The sequence below is a fragment of the Agrobacterium sp. P15N1-A genome (assembly GCF_044626815.1).
Taxonomy (GTDB): Bacteria; Pseudomonadota; Alphaproteobacteria; order Rhizobiales; family Rhizobiaceae; genus Agrobacterium; species Agrobacterium leguminum.
In genome coordinates this window covers 135,551-151,792 of record NZ_JBIUPF010000002.1, presented here as the reverse complement: position 1 = coordinate 151,792, position 16,242 = coordinate 135,551, and the positions used below count along the sequence as shown (strand labels likewise).

General features: G+C 61.3%; 14 protein-coding genes. 5 read left to right on the top strand and 9 right to left on the bottom strand.

Going from position 1 to position 16,242, the window contains the following annotated elements:
• Positions 1–54: 54 nt before the first annotated feature.
• The 4 genes from ACIK7D_RS08615 to ACIK7D_RS08600 all read right to left on the bottom strand — a co-directional run bounded on the left by ACIK7D_RS08615 (position 55) and on the right by ACIK7D_RS08600 (position 3,006).
• Positions 55–321, bottom strand: coding sequence for an usg protein (locus ACIK7D_RS08615; protein ID WP_003522173.1), 267 nt, complete (start codon positions 319–321; stop codon positions 55–57).
• A 168-nt stretch (positions 322–489) separates the two neighbouring features.
• Positions 490–1,320 carry an ABC transporter permease gene (locus tag ACIK7D_RS08610; protein WP_400156091.1) on the bottom strand — a complete coding sequence of 277 codons (831 nt, stop codon included), beginning with the start codon at positions 1,318–1,320 and terminating at the stop codon, positions 490–492.
• Positions 1,317–2,120: an ABC transporter permease gene (locus ACIK7D_RS08605; RefSeq protein WP_059760406.1), complete on the bottom strand. Its 804-nt coding sequence runs from the start codon at positions 2,118–2,120 to the stop codon at positions 1,317–1,319. The genes ACIK7D_RS08610 and ACIK7D_RS08605 overlap by 4 nt, the downstream gene beginning before the upstream one ends.
• Before the next feature lie 112 nt (positions 2,121–2,232).
• Positions 2,233–3,006 carry an ABC transporter substrate-binding protein gene (locus ACIK7D_RS08600; RefSeq protein ID WP_003525132.1) on the bottom strand — a complete coding sequence of 258 codons (774 nt, stop codon included), beginning with the start codon at positions 3,004–3,006 and terminating at the stop codon, positions 2,233–2,235.
• A gap of 336 nt (positions 3,007–3,342) precedes the next feature.
• Between ACIK7D_RS08600 and ACIK7D_RS08595 the strand changes: the two genes are divergently transcribed.
• Positions 3,343–5,610: an OmpA family protein gene (locus ACIK7D_RS08595; RefSeq protein WP_400156090.1), complete on the top strand. Its 2,268-nt coding sequence runs from the start codon at positions 3,343–3,345 to the stop codon at positions 5,608–5,610.
• A 286-nt stretch (positions 5,611–5,896) separates the two neighbouring features.
• Here the strand turns inward: ACIK7D_RS08595 and ACIK7D_RS08590 are convergent, their stop codons facing one another.
• Both ACIK7D_RS08590 and ACIK7D_RS08585 read right to left on the bottom strand, forming a co-directional pair.
• Positions 5,897–6,820, bottom strand: a complete 924-nt coding sequence (locus ACIK7D_RS08590; protein ID WP_065655925.1) for a pseudouridine-5'-phosphate glycosidase — start codon at positions 6,818–6,820, stop codon at positions 5,897–5,899.
• Between the two features lie 29 nt (positions 6,821–6,849).
• Positions 6,850–7,791, bottom strand: a complete 942-nt coding sequence (locus ACIK7D_RS08585; protein ID WP_400156089.1) for a carbohydrate kinase family protein — start codon at positions 7,789–7,791, stop codon at positions 6,850–6,852.
• Positions 7,792–8,037: 246 nt separating this feature from the next.
• On the opposite strand from ACIK7D_RS08585, the gene recA reads away from it, so the two are divergent.
• From recA to ACIK7D_RS08570, 3 genes are all read left to right on the top strand, one after another.
• Positions 8,038–9,123: a recombinase RecA gene (recA, locus tag ACIK7D_RS08580; protein ID WP_003525161.1), complete on the top strand. Its 1,086-nt coding sequence runs from the start codon at positions 8,038–8,040 to the stop codon at positions 9,121–9,123.
• Between the two features lie 232 nt (positions 9,124–9,355).
• The gene (gene alaS, locus ACIK7D_RS08575) at positions 9,356–12,019 is read left to right on the top strand and encodes an alanine--tRNA ligase (protein ID WP_400156088.1); all 2,664 of its coding nucleotides are present in this window, start codon (positions 9,356–9,358) and stop codon (positions 12,017–12,019) included.
• Positions 12,020–12,118: 99 nt separating this feature from the next.
• Complete coding sequence (locus tag ACIK7D_RS08570; protein WP_400156087.1) at positions 12,119–12,502, top strand: VOC family protein; 384 nt, start codon at positions 12,119–12,121, stop codon at positions 12,500–12,502.
• 76 nt (positions 12,503–12,578) lie between these two features.
• On the opposite strand, the gene ACIK7D_RS08565 is transcribed toward ACIK7D_RS08570, so the two are convergent.
• Both ACIK7D_RS08565 and ACIK7D_RS08560 read right to left on the bottom strand, forming a co-directional pair.
• Positions 12,579–13,205, bottom strand: coding sequence for a glutathione S-transferase family protein (locus ACIK7D_RS08565; RefSeq protein WP_059760392.1), 627 nt, complete (start codon positions 13,203–13,205; stop codon positions 12,579–12,581).
• Between the two features lie 318 nt (positions 13,206–13,523).
• Positions 13,524–14,141: an anthrone oxygenase family protein gene (locus tag ACIK7D_RS08560; protein ID WP_400156086.1), complete on the bottom strand. Its 618-nt coding sequence runs from the start codon at positions 14,139–14,141 to the stop codon at positions 13,524–13,526.
• Positions 14,142–14,194: 53 nt separating this feature from the next.
• Here ACIK7D_RS08560 and ACIK7D_RS08555 point away from each other — a divergent pair, with 53 nt between their 5' ends.
• Complete coding sequence (locus ACIK7D_RS08555; RefSeq protein WP_400156085.1) at positions 14,195–14,818, top strand: TetR/AcrR family transcriptional regulator; 624 nt, start codon at positions 14,195–14,197, stop codon at positions 14,816–14,818.
• Between the two features lie 19 nt (positions 14,819–14,837).
• Here ACIK7D_RS08555 and ACIK7D_RS08550 read toward each other — a convergent pair whose 3' ends face one another.
• Positions 14,838–16,052 (bottom strand): NADP-dependent isocitrate dehydrogenase, encoded by a 1,215-nt coding sequence (locus ACIK7D_RS08550; protein ID WP_003520411.1) that lies wholly within the window; start codon positions 16,050–16,052, stop codon positions 14,838–14,840.
• Between the last annotated feature and the right edge of the window lie 190 nt (positions 16,053–16,242).

Below are 16,242 nucleotides of genomic sequence, written 5' to 3'. Positions count from 1 at the left end.
GGTTTGCTGTAAGCCGCATCGGGGACGGGCGCAATGCTTATGTGGTGCGACGGCTCAGTGGATGATGAACTCCCCCTTGAGCGCGCGCCATTCCTGCGCCGAGATTACCTGCCGGTGCACGTAGCGGACGGAATGCAGCGGTCCGTCGAGCTTTTCCTTCCAGAATTTGAGGAAGCCATGCATCTCAGGGAAGTCCGGGGCAAGATCATAGTCCTGCCAGACATAGGTCTGGAGAACCAGCGGATGATCCGGCAGGCGATAAAATATCTGGGCGGTGGTGAGGCCGTAGCCTCTCAGCATCATTTCCATGTCCTTGTTCATGACGGCGGTTCCCGTTTCCATGATTGCCGATCACAGCGTTACCGCTGTATCGAATATGGGAACACGTCATGGTTAATCCAAGCTTGCCAAAGACATGGACTGTCACAAAATATTTATATTTTTCAAAATGTTGGCAGCCTTCATTGATGAGTGCTGCCAACGTTGCGACTAGCGCTTGAGATGCCGGGTCAGGCGGGCTTCCAGCCATGCCCAGACATGCCGCAGCGTTTCAACGATCGTCAGATAGAAGATCGCGGCCCAGAGATAGGCCTGATAATCGAAGGTGCGGGAAAAGGCGTAGCGGGTCTGGCCCATCAGGTCGAAGACCGTGACGATGGAGACCACCGCCGAGCCCTTGATCATCAGGATGATTTCGTTGCCATAGGGACGCAGCGCGACGATGAGCGCCTGGGGCAGGATGATCTTGCGGAAAGTGACGAGTTTCGACAGGCCGAGCGAGGCGGCGCCCTCATGCTGGCCGCGCGGCACGCTGCGGATCGCGCCGCGCAGGATTTCGGCCTGATAGGCGGCGGTGTTGAGGGTGAGCGACAACAGGCCGCAATACCAGGCCTCGCGGAAGAACCACCACAGGCCGACGGTTTCCAGCCCCTGGCGGAAACTGCCGAGGCCGTAATAGATCAGGAAAAGCTGCGCCAGAAGCGGCGTGCTGCGGAAGACGTAGACATAGGCATAGGCCAGCGCGCCGACGATGCGGTTTTCCGACATGCGGCCGAAGGCGATCGGCACGGAAAGAATGGCGCCGAGAATGATCGAGCTGCCGACGAGGGTTATGGTGGTGATGAGACCGTCGATATAGCGCGGCCCGTAACGCTGGAATTTGTCCCAGTCCCAGCCCTCGATCATGGCGAAGATCAGCCCGGCGGCGAGCAGCAGCCAGAGCGTGATGACGGCGATGCCGACGATGCGCGAAATATTGAGCGGCTTGTCCGCGACGGCCGGCGCGGGGCGCGCGGGAATGAGTTCCTGAATATGGCTCATCGGCTCACCTCCGACTTGCGCGACCAGCGATCGATGAAGCCGATGCCGATGGAGGAAAGCAGCGCGAGGATGAGGTAGAGCAGGCAGGCGATGCTGTAGAAGAAGAAGGCTTCCTTGCTGACGCGGGCGGCGATGCCGGTCTGGCGAACGATATCGGCAAGGCCGATGATCGAGACGTAGGACGTGTCTTTCAGCAGGATGACCCAGAGATTGGTCATCCCGGGAAGGGCGATCCTGACCAACTGCGGAATGATGATGAGCACCATGGTGCGGCCCCGCGAAAGCCCCAGTGCCGCACCCGCCTCATATTGCCCTTTCGGTATGGCCTTGAAGGCGGAGAGCAGCACTTCGGACGCATAGGACGAAAACACCACGGACAGCGCCACCATGCCCGCCACGAAGGCGTTGATCTCAACCGGACCGGTGATGCCGACATAACCCGCCACCGATTGCAGCAGCATCTGGATGCCGTAATAGACGATGAAGAGCGTCAGGAGTTCCGGCAGGCCGCGGAAGATGGTGGTGTAGATACCGGTCGCCAGCCGCAGCGATTTTTCTTCCGATTGCGCGGCGAGCGCGATGAGGAAACCGATCAGCAGCCCGACGGGCAGGGTGGCGAGCGCCAGCGAGATGGTGACCTTGACGCCGAAGGCGATTTCATCGCCCCAGCCCGCATCGCCGCAGGCGACCAGGGTGCCGTTTCCGAAAAGCGAGAAGAGACCGACCGGCCCGCAAAAGGGATCGAGAAGTGTCGAGACATAGGTCCAGAACGCACCTATGGCGGAAAATGCTCCGCTCATGCCAATTTTCCCCTGCGGTCTTAAGCCGCCGTGATTGTTATCGTGACGTTTTCAAACAAAAATGGCGGAAGGGCAAGCCTTCCGCCACGAGATTTCAACAGATCGAACGGGCTTACTCGCCGTAAACGTCGAAATCGAAGTATTTTTTGTTGATCTCCTGATACTTGCCGCTGGCGCGAATGCCGGCGATGGCGGCGGTGAACTTGTCGGCAAGCGCCGTGTCACCCTTGCGGACGGCGACGCCCGCGCCATTGCCGTTGATCTCGACATCGACCGGAAGCGGCGTCAGGATCTTGCAGCAGGCGCCAGCATCCGTCTTCAGCCATTCCGACAGAACGACGATATCGTCGATGACGGCGTCGATACGGCCATTGGCGATGTCGAGCTTATATTCGTCGGCGGTCGGATACATCTTCACGTCGGCATCGGGGAAATGCTTTTCGGCATAGTTGGAGTGGGTGGTGGAACCCTGCGCGCCGAGCGACTTGCCCTTCAGATCGTCGACGGACTTGATCGGCGAATCCTTCGGCACGGCGATGGCCGGCGGGGTGTTGTAATATTTCTTGGAGAAGTCGACCTTCTCGAGACGCTCGGGCGTGATCGACATGGACGCGATGATGGCGTCGAACTTCTTGGCCTGAAGGGCGGGAATGATGCCGTCCCAGTCATTGGTGACGAAGGTGCATTCGGCCTTCATTTGTTCGCACAGCGCCTTGGCGATGTCGATGTCGAAGCCGGTCAGCGTGCCGTCGGCTTCGAGATTGTTGAAGGGCGGATAGGCGCCTTCGGTGCCGATGACGATCTTGTCCTGCGCGAGGGCTGCGCCGGAAAACAGCGAGATGGCGGCAATCGATACGGCTGCGAGCAGACGGGTGGAAATAGGCATTTCGATCCTCTCTTTTGGTCGTTCATCCGCAGTCTGTTGTTGTTTTCAGTGCGGACGCCATGGGCGCAGGGCGCAGCGGATGATACCGCCTGTAGCCTTCAGCGCGGATGCGATTATTCATCCGGTTGGTCAAAAAATGCAACTGCAATATTAGTGACCGCGATTGTGCCGCAGAGCTTCCACGAAAACGCCTTGATCTGTTCATTTCCGGTACAGAAGGCTTTGTCCATCATGGGAACCGAAGCGTGTGCGAGGCGTTGACCAGCGCCTGCACGCGCAGCCGGAATCAAGATGTCGCAAGACTGGCGACCAATAATGGCAGATGAGGAAACACCGATGCTGAAGAAGAACACATTGCTGACGGGGGTGGTTTTCCCCCTCATGTCGCTGGCGATTGCGGTGGAGCCGGCCGCGGCCGGTTTTGCCGGTGCTGCGCGGGCGCAGACGCCGGTGTCGCAGGCGCTTCCCGGCGATGCTGCGACCGGTCAGGTGATTCTGGCGCAGGCGCAGCCGGAAGAGCCGAACCCGGAAGAAGAACTGCGCAAACGCCGCAAGCAGGCCGAAGAGGCGCAGCCGCAGGCCGAGCCGCAACGACAGGAGCGTGCGCCGGAGCCGCAGCGCGAACCGGAGCCCAAGCGCGAGGCCGCGCCTGTCGAACCGCGCCCTGAGCCGCAACGGGAACCCCAAAGGGAGCCGCAGCCCGAACCCCAGCGGGAACCGCAGCAGCGCGAGGCTCGCCCGGAGCCCGCGCCGGCCGAGCAGCCGCAGGAGCGTCCCCGCAAACCCGAACGCGCGCAGGAGCCGCAGGGCGAGGGCGAACAGCGCCCCGCACGCCAGCGCGAGGCCGCACCCGAAGCCGCACCTGCCGAAGAGCAGCCGAAGGAACGTCCGCGCAAGCCGGAACGGGCCGAGCAGCCCGCAGCCGAAGGCGAGCAACGTCCGCGCAAGGAGCGCGCGAAGGAACCTGCCGCTGAACAGGAGCCCGCAGCACGGCCTGAAAATGCCGGCGAGCCGGCCAAGCCCCGCGAACCGGCGCCTGCCAAAAAGCCACCGGTAGAGGAAAAGGCCCCGGAACAGAAAGCCGAACCGGCCGAAAAAGCCGTTCCAGAGAAAAAACCGGCCGCCCCCGAGCCCGCCGCGAAGGAAGCACCGGTTCCGACCGAAGCGCCGACGCCCGCGCGTCCGCCGGCACCTGAAGCCCAGCCCAACCCCGCACCCGGCCGTCAGCCTTCGGAACAGCCGCCGGCGGAGGGTCAGGGCAGAACCGAACCTGCAGCCCCGCTGCCGGGCGCGCCGACGCCGCCGCCGAGCGGTACGACAACCGGACAGGCGCCGGCCGGCGAACCCGTTCCGAATCAGGTCGCTGTTCCGCAGACGGAAGCGCCGCCGATGACGAAGGAAGAGCTGGACAAGGCCAAGGCCATCGCCAAGGATCCGTCCAGGACCGCCGATACCGTCATTCTGCCGGTCGACAAGGGCGCCGCCGTGCTCGACAGCGACAAGGAAGTGGAACGCTCCGGCAACCGCCAGACCCGCGAGGAGCGCCGTCGTGAACGCGAGCAGGCCGGTGACGTGAAGGTTCCGACCTCCGACGCCGAGGCGCAGCGCGCCGGCGCCGGCGAAGGCAAAGCCCCGCCGCCGCCCGTCAAAATGGAAGCCATCACCTCGCAGCAGGGCGAGCGTGTCGACCGTCGCCCGCAATATGAGCGGCCGGAAGGCGTGCGGGAATGGCAGCCGCGCGAAGGCCGCCCGCGTGACCGTGACCGCGATGCGCCGATCATCCTGCAATTCGGCGACCGCGTCGTGGTGCGCGGCGACGACAACCAGCGCTTCATCCGCGATGGCGGCGAGCCCTATTACGAGCGTCTGCCCGGCGGCCGTGTCCGCGAAACCGTGGAGCGCCGTGACGGAACGCAGGTGGTGACCATCCGCAACCGTTATGGCGACGTGATCCAGCGCTCGCGCATCGACGATCGCGGCCGCGAATATGTGCTGTTCTATGCGCCGGAGCTGATGGAAGATCCGGACCGCGATTACGTCTATCGCGATCCGGGCCTCGACCTGCCGCCGATGCGTCTGCGCATTCCCGTGACGGACTACATCATCGACACCTCGAGCGATCCGGACCGCGATTATTACCGCTTCCTGGAACAGCCGCCGGTCGAGCCGGTGGAGCGTGTCTATTCGCTGGATGAAGTGCGTTATTCGGCCCGTATCCGCGACAAGGTGCGCCGTATCGACCTCGATACCATCACCTTCGCCACCGGCAGCGCCGAAATCCCGATGACGCAGGCCCGTTCGCTGCGCAAGGTGGCGGATGCGATCAACAAGGCGCTGGACAAGAATCCCGGTGAAACCTTCCTGATCGAAGGCCATACCGACGCCGTCGGCTCCGATGAAAGCAACCTCGTTCTTTCTGACGAGCGCGCCGCTTCCGTCGCCAATGTCTTGACCGATGTTTACGGCATTCCGCCGGAAAACCTCGCGACCCAAGGCTATGGCGAGCGCTACCTGAAGGTCCAGACGCTCGGCCCGGAACAGCAGAACCGCCGCGTCACCATCCGCCGCGTGACGCCGCTGGTGAAGCCGGTCGCCCAGAACTGATCGGGTTCGACAGGAAAAACAAAGGCCCGGAAGCGCAAGCTCTCCGGGCCTTTTTTGTTGCTTACTATCTCCCCAGCGCCGAGACGTTTGACGAAGTTGGATCATCCGCAATCCGTCACCCCGGACCAGACCCGGGGTCCAGCGTGATCAAGTCGTTGATCACGAAAGACTCTTTCACGGCGCAGACGCACCGTGGCTGGATGCCGGATCTAGTCCGGCATGACGGAGGAGAGGTTTTCGGACCCTGCCATCGCCCGCAAATTCGAGGATGATCCAACCCCGGCGGTTAGTTCAGCGCCACCGCGATTTCCGCCGCAAGCTGCGCATTGTTGCGCACCAGCGCGATGTTGGTTTCCAGGCTGCGTCCATCCGTCAGGCGGAAGATGTCGCCGAGCAGGTAGGGGGTGACTTCCTTGCCGGTGATATCGTCGCGCTCGGCGTGGGAGATGGCGCGGTTGATGTAGATTTCCATTTCCTCGCGCGGAATTTCGTCCTCTTCCGGTACGGGATTGGCCACCAGCATGCCGCCATCGATACCCAGCTGTTCGCGGGTTGTCTGGAAATTGGCGATTGCCGCGGGGCTGTTGAGCGAGAGCGGGCTCGGCAGGCCCGAGGAACGCGACCAGAAAGCCGGGAATTCTTCCGAGCCGAAAGTGACGACCGGCACGCCGTTGGTTTCGAGAACCTCGAGCGTCTTCGGAATATCGAGAATGGCCTTCGCGCCGGCGCAGACGACGATCACGCCGGTTTTCGCAAGCTCGGTCAGATCGGCGGAGATGTCGAAGGTCTCTTCCGCGCCCTTGTGCACGCCGCCGATGCCGCCGGTGGCGAAAACGCGGATGCCGGCGCGGGCGGCGGCGATCATGGTGGCGGCCACGGTGGTGGCGCCGGTGCGGCGCTCGGCGATCGCAAAGGCGATATCGGCGCGCGAGACCTTCATGGCGTCGGTGGTCTGGGCCAGCGCTTCGAGCTGGTCCTTCTCAAGGCCGATATGCAGGGTGCCGTGAATGACCGCGATGGTGGCCGGAACCGCACCCTGATCGCGGATGATCTGTTCGACGCTTTCCGCCATCTCGATATTGCCGGGATAGGGCATGCCGTGGGTGATGATGGTCGATTCAAGCGCAACGATCGGCGCACCGCGCTGCTTGGCGGCGGCGACTTCCTGAGAATAGACGATGGGCAGGAGCGGGGAGATAGGGCGGGTCATTTCATCTGTTCCAGTTTTTAAAAGCGGGTTCATGCCAGCATTTCAGCCCTGGGAACAAGCCCCAACATGGCTTCGACACTGTCTTTTGATAGTTCGTGGGAGGTGGCGAAGGGCGATTGCACGGTGATGGCGGCTGCCGCCGCGCCTTGCCTCAAGGCTTCCGCAATCGTCTTTCCCTCGGCGATGGCGGCGAGATAACCCGACGCCATGGCGTCGCCCGCGCCGGTCACGTCCTTCACCTCACGGATGAGGGGCGGGTGGAGGATCGCCGTTTCCGTCCCGCTGAAGGCCACCACCTCGCTTGCGCCGCGGGTAACGACGCCGCCGGCAAGCCCGGCCTTGCGCAGAATGTCGGGCCAGTCGCGGACATTGGCCGCCGTCTCGCCGGTCAGCGCGCGGGCTTCCGCCTCGTTCATGAAAAGGATGTCGATATCGCCGAGCGCCGCTTTCAGCTTCACCGCCTTGGCGGGGGATATGGCGATGGCCGCCAGCGGCTTTTCGCAGGCGCGGGCGACGAGGCCGAGCGCCGTCAGCGTATCTTCCGGCAGGTTGGCGTCGCAGAGCAGGATATCGCTCGCCGTGATCGCCTCGCGCACGGCGCGTATCTTGAGGCGGCGCGGGGTGAAGAGCTTGTAAAGGTCCATATCGGCCAGCGCGATGACCAGATTGCCGTCACGCTCCAGAATGGCGGTGTAGCTTGGCGTGCGGCGGTCCAGGAAGGTGAAGGGCGTGTCTTCCACGCCCGCCTGCCGTGCAGCCTCCGCCACCGCGTCGCCGGTCGTGTCGCCGCCGCGCGGGGCGATGATGCGGACCTGAAAACCGAGGCGGGAAAGATTGCGCGCGGCGTTGAAACCGCCGCCGCCGGCCTCTTCCATCCAGGAGCCGGGGTTGCTCGCGCCGGGCGCCGTTTCAGTCTCGATCATGCCGCGCCTGTCGATATGCGCGCCGCCCAGAACGAGTATTTTCTTCACGCTTGCGTTTCCCTCTGTGGCGGATGGAAAGACCGGACGATTCGGCCTAAACTGACGTCTTCCTGACCTCGCATCCGGTTTGCGGCCATGGGCCGGGCACAGAAAAACGAAAGCAGAACAAACGACTTATCGCTATTTGTTTTCAATATGCTGGCTCAGCCTTGCGAAATGAGAACAAATAGAGTACATACCGTTTCCATACTGCTTCATTGCCTGTGCGGCTTCAATAACCTAAAGGTGGTTCGGATGGCACAAAATTCTTTGCGTCTCGTAGAGGATAAATCGGTGGATAAAAGCAAGGCACTGGAAGCGGCGCTCTCCCAGATCGAACGGTCGTTCGGCAAGGGATCGATCATGAAGCTCGGTTCCAATGAAAACGTGGTTGAAGTGGAGACCGTTTCGACGGGTTCGCTCAGCCTGGATATCGCGCTCGGCATCGGCGGTCTGCCGAAGGGGCGCATCATTGAAATTTACGGTCCGGAAAGCTCGGGCAAGACGACGCTGGCATTGCAGACCATTGCCGAAGCCCAGAAAAAGGGTGGCATCTGCGCCTTCGTGGACGCCGAACATGCGCTGGATCCGGTCTATGCCCGCAAGCTCGGTGTGGATTTGCAGGGCCTTCTGATCTCGCAGCCGGATACGGGCGAGCAGGCGCTGGAAATTACCGATACGCTGGTGCGTTCCGGCGCGGTCGACGTGCTGGTCGTCGACTCCGTTGCGGCGCTGACGCCGCGGGCGGAAATCGAAGGTGAGATGGGCGACAGCCTGCCGGGTCTTCAAGCGCGTTTGATGAGCCAGGCGCTGCGCAAGCTGACGGCTTCGATCTCCAAGTCCAAGTGCATGGTGATCTTCATCAACCAGATCCGCATGAAGATCGGCGTCATGTTCGGTTCGCCGGAAACGACGACGGGGGGTAACGCTCTGAAGTTCTATGCGTCCGTTCGTCTCGACATCCGCCGTATCGGCTCCGTCAAGGAGCGCGAAGAGGTTGTCGGCAACCAGACGCGTGTGAAGGTCGTCAAGAACAAGATGGCGCCGCCCTTCAAGCAGGTGGAATTCGACATCATGTATGGCGAAGGCGTTTCCAAGACCGGTGAGCTTGTCGATCTCGGCGTGAAGGCCGGCATCGTCGAGAAGTCCGGTGCATGGTTCTCCTATAACAGCCAGCGTCTGGGGCAGGGGCGTGAGAACGCCAAGATATTCCTGCGCGACAATCCGGAAACGGCCAATGAGATCGAACTGGCGCTGCGCCAGAATGCCGGCCTGATCGCCGACCGCTTCCTGCAGAATGGCGGCCCGGAAGCCGGTGACAGCGACGGTGACGACGGCTGATCTGGGTGATGCCGCGGGGTGTTTTCCGCCCGGCTGCTGCGCTCGACATGAATTGGCATAACAAAAAGGCCGTGCGATTTGCCTCGCATGGCCCTTTTTGTTTGTCGGCGCGCCTTCGCGGGCCTCCATGGCTGGACAGGGCCGGGTGCGGACGATAAAAGCCAGTGATTTTGCAATATAGCCATCCTTCGGGGTGGAAGTGATGGACTCCAGCTGTGAGCGGTGTGTGGGCATGAGCGGTGTGAATGAAATTCGGTCGACTTTTCTCGACTACTTCAAGAAGAACGGACACGAGATCGTGCCCTCCAGCCCGCTGGTGCCGCGCAACGATCCGACACTGATGTTCACCAATGCCGGCATGGTGCAGTTCAAGAACGTCTTTACGGGTCTTGAAAGCCGTCCCTATTCCACGGCCGCTTCGGCACAGAAATGCGTGCGCGCCGGCGGCAAGCATAACGACCTCGACAATGTCGGTTATACCGCCCGTCACCACACCTTCTTCGAAATGCTCGGCAATTTCTCCTTCGGCGATTATTTCAAGGAAGAGGCGATCACCCATGCCTGGAACCTGATCACCAAGGAATTCGGCATCGACCGCAACCGTCTGCTGGTCACCGTCTACCACACCGACGACGAGGCCTTTAATCTCTGGAAGAAGATCGCCGGTTTCTCCGACGACCGCATCATCCGCATCCCGACCAGCGACAATTTCTGGGCGATGGGCGATACCGGCCCCTGCGGTCCCTGTTCGGAAATCTTCTACGATCATGGCGACCATATCTGGGGCGGCCCGCCCGGCTCGCCGGAAGAAGATGGCGACCGCTTCATCGAAATCTGGAACCTCGTCTTCATGCAATATGAGCAGCTGACGAAGGAAGAGCGCATCGACCTGCCGCGTCCGTCGATCGACACCGGCATGGGCCTTGAGCGTATTTCGGCGCTGCTGCAGGGCAAGCATGACAATTACGACACCGATCTCTTCCGCGCGCTGATTGCCGCTTCCGTGGAAGCGACCGGCGTTCCGGCCGAAGGCGAAAAGCGCGCCAGCCACCGCGTCATCGCCGACCATCTGCGCTCGTCCGCCTTCCTGATTGCCGATGGCGTCCTGCCGTCGAACGAAGGTCGCGGTTATGTTCTGCGCCGCATCATGCGCCGCGCCATGCGCCATGCCGAACTTCTCGGCGCGCGCGAGCCGCTGATCTACAAGCTGCTGCCGGCGCTGGTGCAGCAGATGGGTCGCGCCTATCCGGAACTGGTCCGTGCCGAGGCGCTGATTTCCGAGACGCTGAAGCTTGAGGAAACCCGTTTCCGCAAGACGCTGGAGCGCGGCCTGTCGTTGCTTTCCGATGCGACGTCGACGCTGCACAAGGGCGACATGCTGGATGGCGAAACCGCCTTCAAGCTTTACGACACCTATGGTTTCCCGCTCGACCTGACGCAGGATGCGCTGCGCGCCCGCGAAATCGGCGTCGATATTTCCGGCTTCACCGATGCGATGGAGCGCCAGAAGGCGGAAGCCCGCTCGCACTGGGCCGGTTCCGGCGACAAGGCGACCGAGACCGTCTGGTTCGAGCTGAAGGAAAAGCTCGGCGCGAGCGAATTCCTCGGTTACGACACCGAAACCGCCGAAGGCGTCATCCAGGCAATCGTCAAGGATGGCAAGTCGGTGGATAGCGCTGCCGATGGTGAGACCGTGCAGGTCGTCGTCAACCAGACGCCGTTTTATGGCGAGTCCGGCGGCCAGATGGGCGATACCGGCGTGATTTCCGGCGACAACGGCGCCTTTGCCGTTTCCGATACCCAGAAGAAGGGCGAAGGCCTCTTCGTGCATCTGGGCACAGTCTCCAAGGGCGGTCTGAAAGTTGGCGATGCCGTTCAGCTGACGGTCGATCATGACCGCCGCTCGCGCCTGCGCGCCAACCATTCCGCCACCCATCTGTTGCACGAGGCGCTGCGCGAAGTGCTCGGCACTCATGTCGCCCAGAAGGGTTCGCTGGTTGCGCCCGAGCGCCTGCGTTTCGACGTTTCGCATCCGAAGCCGATGTCGGCCGAGGAGCTGAAAGTCGTCGAAGAAATGGCGAACGAAATCGTGCTGCAGAACTCGCCGGTCGTGACCCGCCTGATGAGCGTCGACGACGCCATTGCCGAGGGCGCCATGGCGCTGTTCGGTGAAAAATACGGTGACGAAGTTCGCGTTGTCTCCATGGGCACCGGCCTGCATGGCGCAAAAGCCAACCGTCCTTATTCCGTCGAGCTTTGCGGCGGCACGCATGTGGCGGCCACCGGCCAGATCGGCCTCATCCGCATTCTCGGCGAAAGCGCCGTCGGTGCCGGCGTGCGTCGTCTCGAAGCCGTGACCGGGCAGGGCGCGCTTGCCTATCTGGCCGAACAGGATGACCGGGTTAAGGCGCTTGCTTCTTCGCTGAAGGTTCAGCCGGGCGATGTGCTGTCGCGTGTCGAAGGTCTGCTCGATGAGCGCAAGAAGCTGGAACGCGAGCTTGCCGATGCCCGCCGGAAGCTTGCCATGGGCGGCGGTTCGGCGGATGCCGGCGCAAGCGATGTCAAGCAGGTTGCCGGCGTCAACTTCCTGGCAAAATCCATGTCCGGCATCGATGCCAGGGATCTCAAGGGTCTTGCCGATGAGGCCAAGGCCAATCTCGGCTCGGGCGTCGTGCTGCTGATCGCCGTTTCCGAGGACGGCAAGGCAAGTGCTGTCGCAGCCGTGACCGAAGATCTGACGGCCCGTTTCAGCGCTGTCGATATCGTCCGCACCGCTTCCGCCGCACTCGGCGGCAAGGGCGGTGGCGGCCGACCGGATATGGCGCAGGCCGGCGGCCCGGATGGCGCCAGGGCGCAGGATGCCATCGAAGCGGTGGCGGCGGCGCTGGCTGCCTGATCGGCGTGAATTGAAGAGGGCGGGGTTTTAACCCCGCCTTTTTTGTTTCCGCCTTCAAAGACAAGATGATTGCGCGCCAAGGACGCGACGGGGGAAGCGATGCGCTTTGTAAATCCTATTCCTTTTGTGCGCGATATAGGCCGTTCGAAGGCGTTTTATCGTGACAGGCTGGGCCTGAAGATCATCGAGGATTTTGGAAACTTCGTCCTCTTTGAAAGCGGTTTTGCAATCCATGAGGGGCGGTCGCTCGCGGAGACGGTCTGGGGCACATCGTCGGGCGCGGAAAAACCCTATGGCAGACGGAATATGCTGCTTTATTTCGAACATGCTGATGTCGATGCGGCTTTTCGAAACATCGCGCCGCATGTGGAGCTTATCCATCCACTCGAGCGACAGGCCTGGGGGCAGAGGGTGTTTCGTTTTTACGATCCGGACGGGCACGCGATAGAGGTCGGGGAGCCGCTCGGCCAGTCCGGTACATAACCCGCCGCGATGATCGATCGGATATTCGATTTTCGGGCGGGCTATCGTTTATTGGTAGCGGCACGGCTGGCCCGTACTATCCGGTTGCCTGCAAGTCCTTCGCCGCTTCCTCGTCGAGCTGGGCGGCCCGCTTGTAGGCCGGGCGGTCGGTAAGGTGGGCCATGTAGTCGAGAAAGGCCGGGCGTTTTTCGATGGTGCCGAAATGCAGGCCCCAGCCGATATGGGCGCCGACATAGACATCCGCCGCCGTGAAGAGATCGCCGGCGATGAAGCGGTTTTCGCTGACGGCCCGCTCAAGCGTATTCATCACATCCGCATAGCTGCCGCAGCCGGCCATGCGCAACTTCTCCTTGGGCACTTCGAAACCCATCGCCTTCATGCTCGCCGCCATTTCCAGCGGGCCTGCGGCAAAGAACATCCAGCGATAATAGAGCCCGCGTGCCTTGGGTGTGGGCGCAAGGTTCGCGCCGGGAAAGGCGTCGGCGAGATAGGCGCAGATCGCAGCCGCCTCGGTGACGATGGTATCGCCGTGCTTGATGGCGGGCACCTTCGCCATCGGATTTATCAGCCGGTAGGCGGGCGATTTCATCGACGTCTCGAAGCCCAGTATTTCCGTTCGGTAAGGAACGCCCACTTCCTCAAGCATCCATCGCGCGATGCGTCCGCGCGACATGGGGTTGGTGTAGAAGATCAATTCACTCATGCTTTTGCCTCCCCAAGCAAAATCGTCGAAGCATCATGGGAAAACCGATGCGGATTTCGCACTCGTGCTTCGCTTTTTAACCATCCGCAGCGTCATTCGCGTGTTCCCTAAAGATCGCGCCGATGCTCCGATGAACGTTTGACTGTGCCTGGCAAGTTATGTGCAAGTAGATGCTGTTTCAGCTTTGTCTTATTGTTGTACTGGCCGTGGCACGCGGAATCGAAGTCTGCGCCTAGTACAACGGCTAATCAAGATACTGTGAACAAAAAAGAAAACCCGGCATTGCGCCGGGTCCGGGTGCGCTCATATCGGTGCCTGTCAACCATCAATCGCATTGGCGGCCGGGGCTTTGGAAAGAGAAGCCATCGCAGTCTCGTGGGTTGGTTTTCTTCCTGCATGCCTCGTTGCCGCGAGCAGCGCCAGAAAAAATGCGACCGTGGTAAGCACGGTACGGAGAAGGTTGGAAAGTGCCCAGCGGTCCAGCAGTTCCTGCCAGTTGGCCGGCACGTCGGCGGCAACAGTCTTGAAAAACTCGTTGATCGGAACATTGACCATTCGCGTCTGAATGACGACGCCGGTGTAAATTATCAAGGCCAATAGCCATAGCAGCCTGCAATTGCGATCAACGACCACGGCGACGAGAAGGGCCGCCAGCGGTGCAAAGAAGGCGGTGAAGAAGACGCCGTTGCGGACGCTGATATTGATGCCGTTGAATGCCGGAATGAAGATATCGGCCTCCAGTTGCTGGAAAGCCATCATCACGGGGTTGCTGAAGGCGAAAAAGAATCCGGCCATCACGCCAAGGCTCAGCGGAGCAACGATGCGCAAGACCGATATTGCCGGTTCTCTTGCGATGGCCAGCGCGGGAAAATGCCTTGTTCTGATCTCGTGCAGAAATGAGCTGGACATCAAAACCTCCATCAAATAACCGTACATATATGTACGGCATATCCGTACGCCTATGTACGGTTATTGTCAAGGAAGTGCGGATGCGAAACGAAAGCAGGGAATTGCGCCGGCGCGAGATTGTCGAACATGCCTTCGCCATGCTTGCCAGGGATGGATATGCCGCCTTTTCCATGCAGGCGCTGGCGAAGGTGAGCAGGTCCTCCAAGGAAACGCTCTACGGCTGGTTCGGCGGCAAGGCCGGGCTTTACGAAGCCATGGTCGAAGAAAATGCCGCAAGGCTGGTATTGCCGTCGGCGGAAGTGGCCGATGGCGTGAGGGAGCTTTCCCGTTTCGGGGCTGAACTATTGTCGATGCTTCTCGGGGAGCGGGCGGTTCTGCTCAATCGGGTTGCCGCGGCGGAAGCCGGCGGTGACGCCACGCTCGGAGCATTTCTGGCGGAAAAGGGTCGTGACCATGTCATGCCGAAGCTTGCGGCGTATTTTCAGGCGCTGGCAAATCAGGGCGTCATGGGTATTGCGGCAGCGGAAGAGCCTGCGGAAATCTGGCTGTCGCTTCTGGCAGGGGATTTGCAGATAAGGCGTGCGACGGGGGCAATTGGCCTGCCGACGCAGGAGGAGATAGACGCTCGCTCGGCCCGCGCCGCGCAGCTGACGTTTCAGCTCTACGGTACAAATGAAAAACCCGGCGATGAGGCCGGGTTTTGAAGTCGCTGAGTGGGCCGGCTTAAGCCGCCATCGCCTTCTTGAGATTTTCGTCGATCTTGTCGAGGAAGGCGGTGGTGGAGAGCCAGGGCTGGTCCGGTCCGATGAGGAGCGCCAGATCCTTGGTCATGTAGCCGCTTTCGACGGTGTCGACGCAGACGGTTTCGAGCGTTGCCGCGAACTTTGCCAGTTCGGCATTGTCATCCAGCTTGGCGCGGTGGGCGAGGCCACGGGTCCAGGCGAAGATCGAGGCGATCGAGTTGGTCGAGGTTTCCTGGCCCTTCTGGTGTTGACGGTAATGGCGCGTGACCGTGCCGTGTGCGGCTTCGGCTTCGACCGTGCGGCCATCGGGAGACAGGAGAACCGAGGTCATCAGGCCGAGCGAGCCGAAGCCTTGCGCAACCGTGTCAGACTGCACGTCGCCATCGTAGTTCTTGCAGGCCCAGATGTAGCCGCCGGACCACTTCAGCGCGGAAGCGACCATGTCGTCGATCAGGCGGTGCTCATAGGTGATGCCGATCTCATCGAACTGCTTCTTGAATTCGTTCTGGTAAACTTCTTCGAAGATATCCTTGAAGCGGCCGTCATAGGCCTTGAGGATGGTGTTCTTCGTGGAGAGGTAAACCGGCCACTTGCGCATCAGGCCATAGTTCATGGAGGCGCGGGCGAATTCGCGGATGGATTCGTCGAGGTTGTACATGGCAAGCGCCACGCCGGCGCTGGGGGCGTCGAAGACGTCCTTTTCGATGACCTGGCCGTCTTCACCGACGAACTTGATGGTCAGCTTGCCCTTGCCGGGGAACTTGAAATCGGTTGCCTTGTACTGGTCGCCGAAAGCGTGACGGCCGACAACGATCGGCTTGGTCCAGCCGGGAACGAGGCGCGGAACGTTCTTGCAGATGATCGGCTCGCGGAAGATGACGCCGCCCAGAATGTTGCGGATCGTGCCGTTCGGGCTCTTCCACATCTGCTTCAGGCCGAATTCCTCGACGCGGGCTTCATCCGGCGTGATGGTCGCGCACTTGATGCCGACGCCATGCTTCTTGATGGCGTGCGCCGCATCGACCGTGACCTGGTCGTTGGTGGCGTCGCGGTTTTCAACCGAGAGGTCGTAATATTCGATGTCGAGATCGAGGTATGGCAGGATCAGCTTGTCCTTGATGAGCTGCCAGATGATACGGGTCATTTCGTCGCCGTCGAGATCGACGACCGGATTGGCTACCTTGATCTTTGCCATGAATTCCTCACCTTCGAAGCTGTGGCGCCGGATGGCGCCGGTATCCGGAAAAATATCCGGTGCGGCTATAGCATCGCGCGCGCCTGAGGCAAAGCCATGGGGGGCGCTTTTTTGGCGCAGCGCAATAACGCTTTGCGCATTGCCAAACCATAATGCCGGAATACAGTCAGGCGAATCGCTTCGCCCGCCT

What these genes read in the sequence shown, in the direction of transcription:
- ACIK7D_RS08615 (WP_003522173.1), bottom strand. Translation starts at nt 321, where the DNA reads ATGAACAAGGACATGGAAATGATGCTGAGAGGCTACGGCCTCACCACC.
- ACIK7D_RS08610 (WP_400156091.1), bottom strand. Translation starts at nt 1,320, where the DNA reads ATGAGCCATATTCAGGAACTCATTCCCGCGCGCCCCGCGCCGGCCGTC.
- ACIK7D_RS08605 (WP_059760406.1), bottom strand. Translation starts at nt 2,120, where the DNA reads ATGAGCGGAGCATTTTCCGCCATAGGTGCGTTCTGGACCTATGTCTCG.
- ACIK7D_RS08600 (WP_003525132.1), bottom strand. Translation starts at nt 3,006, where the DNA reads ATGCCTATTTCCACCCGTCTGCTCGCAGCCGTATCGATTGCCGCCATC.
- ACIK7D_RS08595 (WP_400156090.1), top strand. Translation starts at nt 3,343, where the DNA reads ATGCTGAAGAAGAACACATTGCTGACGGGGGTGGTTTTCCCCCTCATG.
- ACIK7D_RS08590 (WP_065655925.1), bottom strand. Translation starts at nt 6,820, where the DNA reads ATGACCCGCCCTATCTCCCCGCTCCTGCCCATCGTCTATTCTCAGGAA.
- recA (WP_003525161.1), top strand. Translation starts at nt 8,038, where the DNA reads ATGGCACAAAATTCTTTGCGTCTCGTAGAGGATAAATCGGTGGATAAA.
- alaS (WP_400156088.1), top strand. Translation starts at nt 9,356, where the DNA reads ATGAGCGGTGTGAATGAAATTCGGTCGACTTTTCTCGACTACTTCAAG.
- ACIK7D_RS08570 (WP_400156087.1), top strand. Translation starts at nt 12,119, where the DNA reads ATGCGCTTTGTAAATCCTATTCCTTTTGTGCGCGATATAGGCCGTTCG.
- ACIK7D_RS08565 (WP_059760392.1), bottom strand. Translation starts at nt 13,205, where the DNA reads ATGAGTGAATTGATCTTCTACACCAACCCCATGTCGCGCGGACGCATC.
- ACIK7D_RS08560 (WP_400156086.1), bottom strand. Translation starts at nt 14,141, where the DNA reads ATGTACGGTTATTTGATGGAGGTTTTGATGTCCAGCTCATTTCTGCAC.
- ACIK7D_RS08555 (WP_400156085.1), top strand. Translation starts at nt 14,195, where the DNA reads ATGCGAAACGAAAGCAGGGAATTGCGCCGGCGCGAGATTGTCGAACAT.
- ACIK7D_RS08550 (WP_003520411.1), bottom strand. Translation starts at nt 16,052, where the DNA reads ATGGCAAAGATCAAGGTAGCCAATCCGGTCGTCGATCTCGACGGCGAC.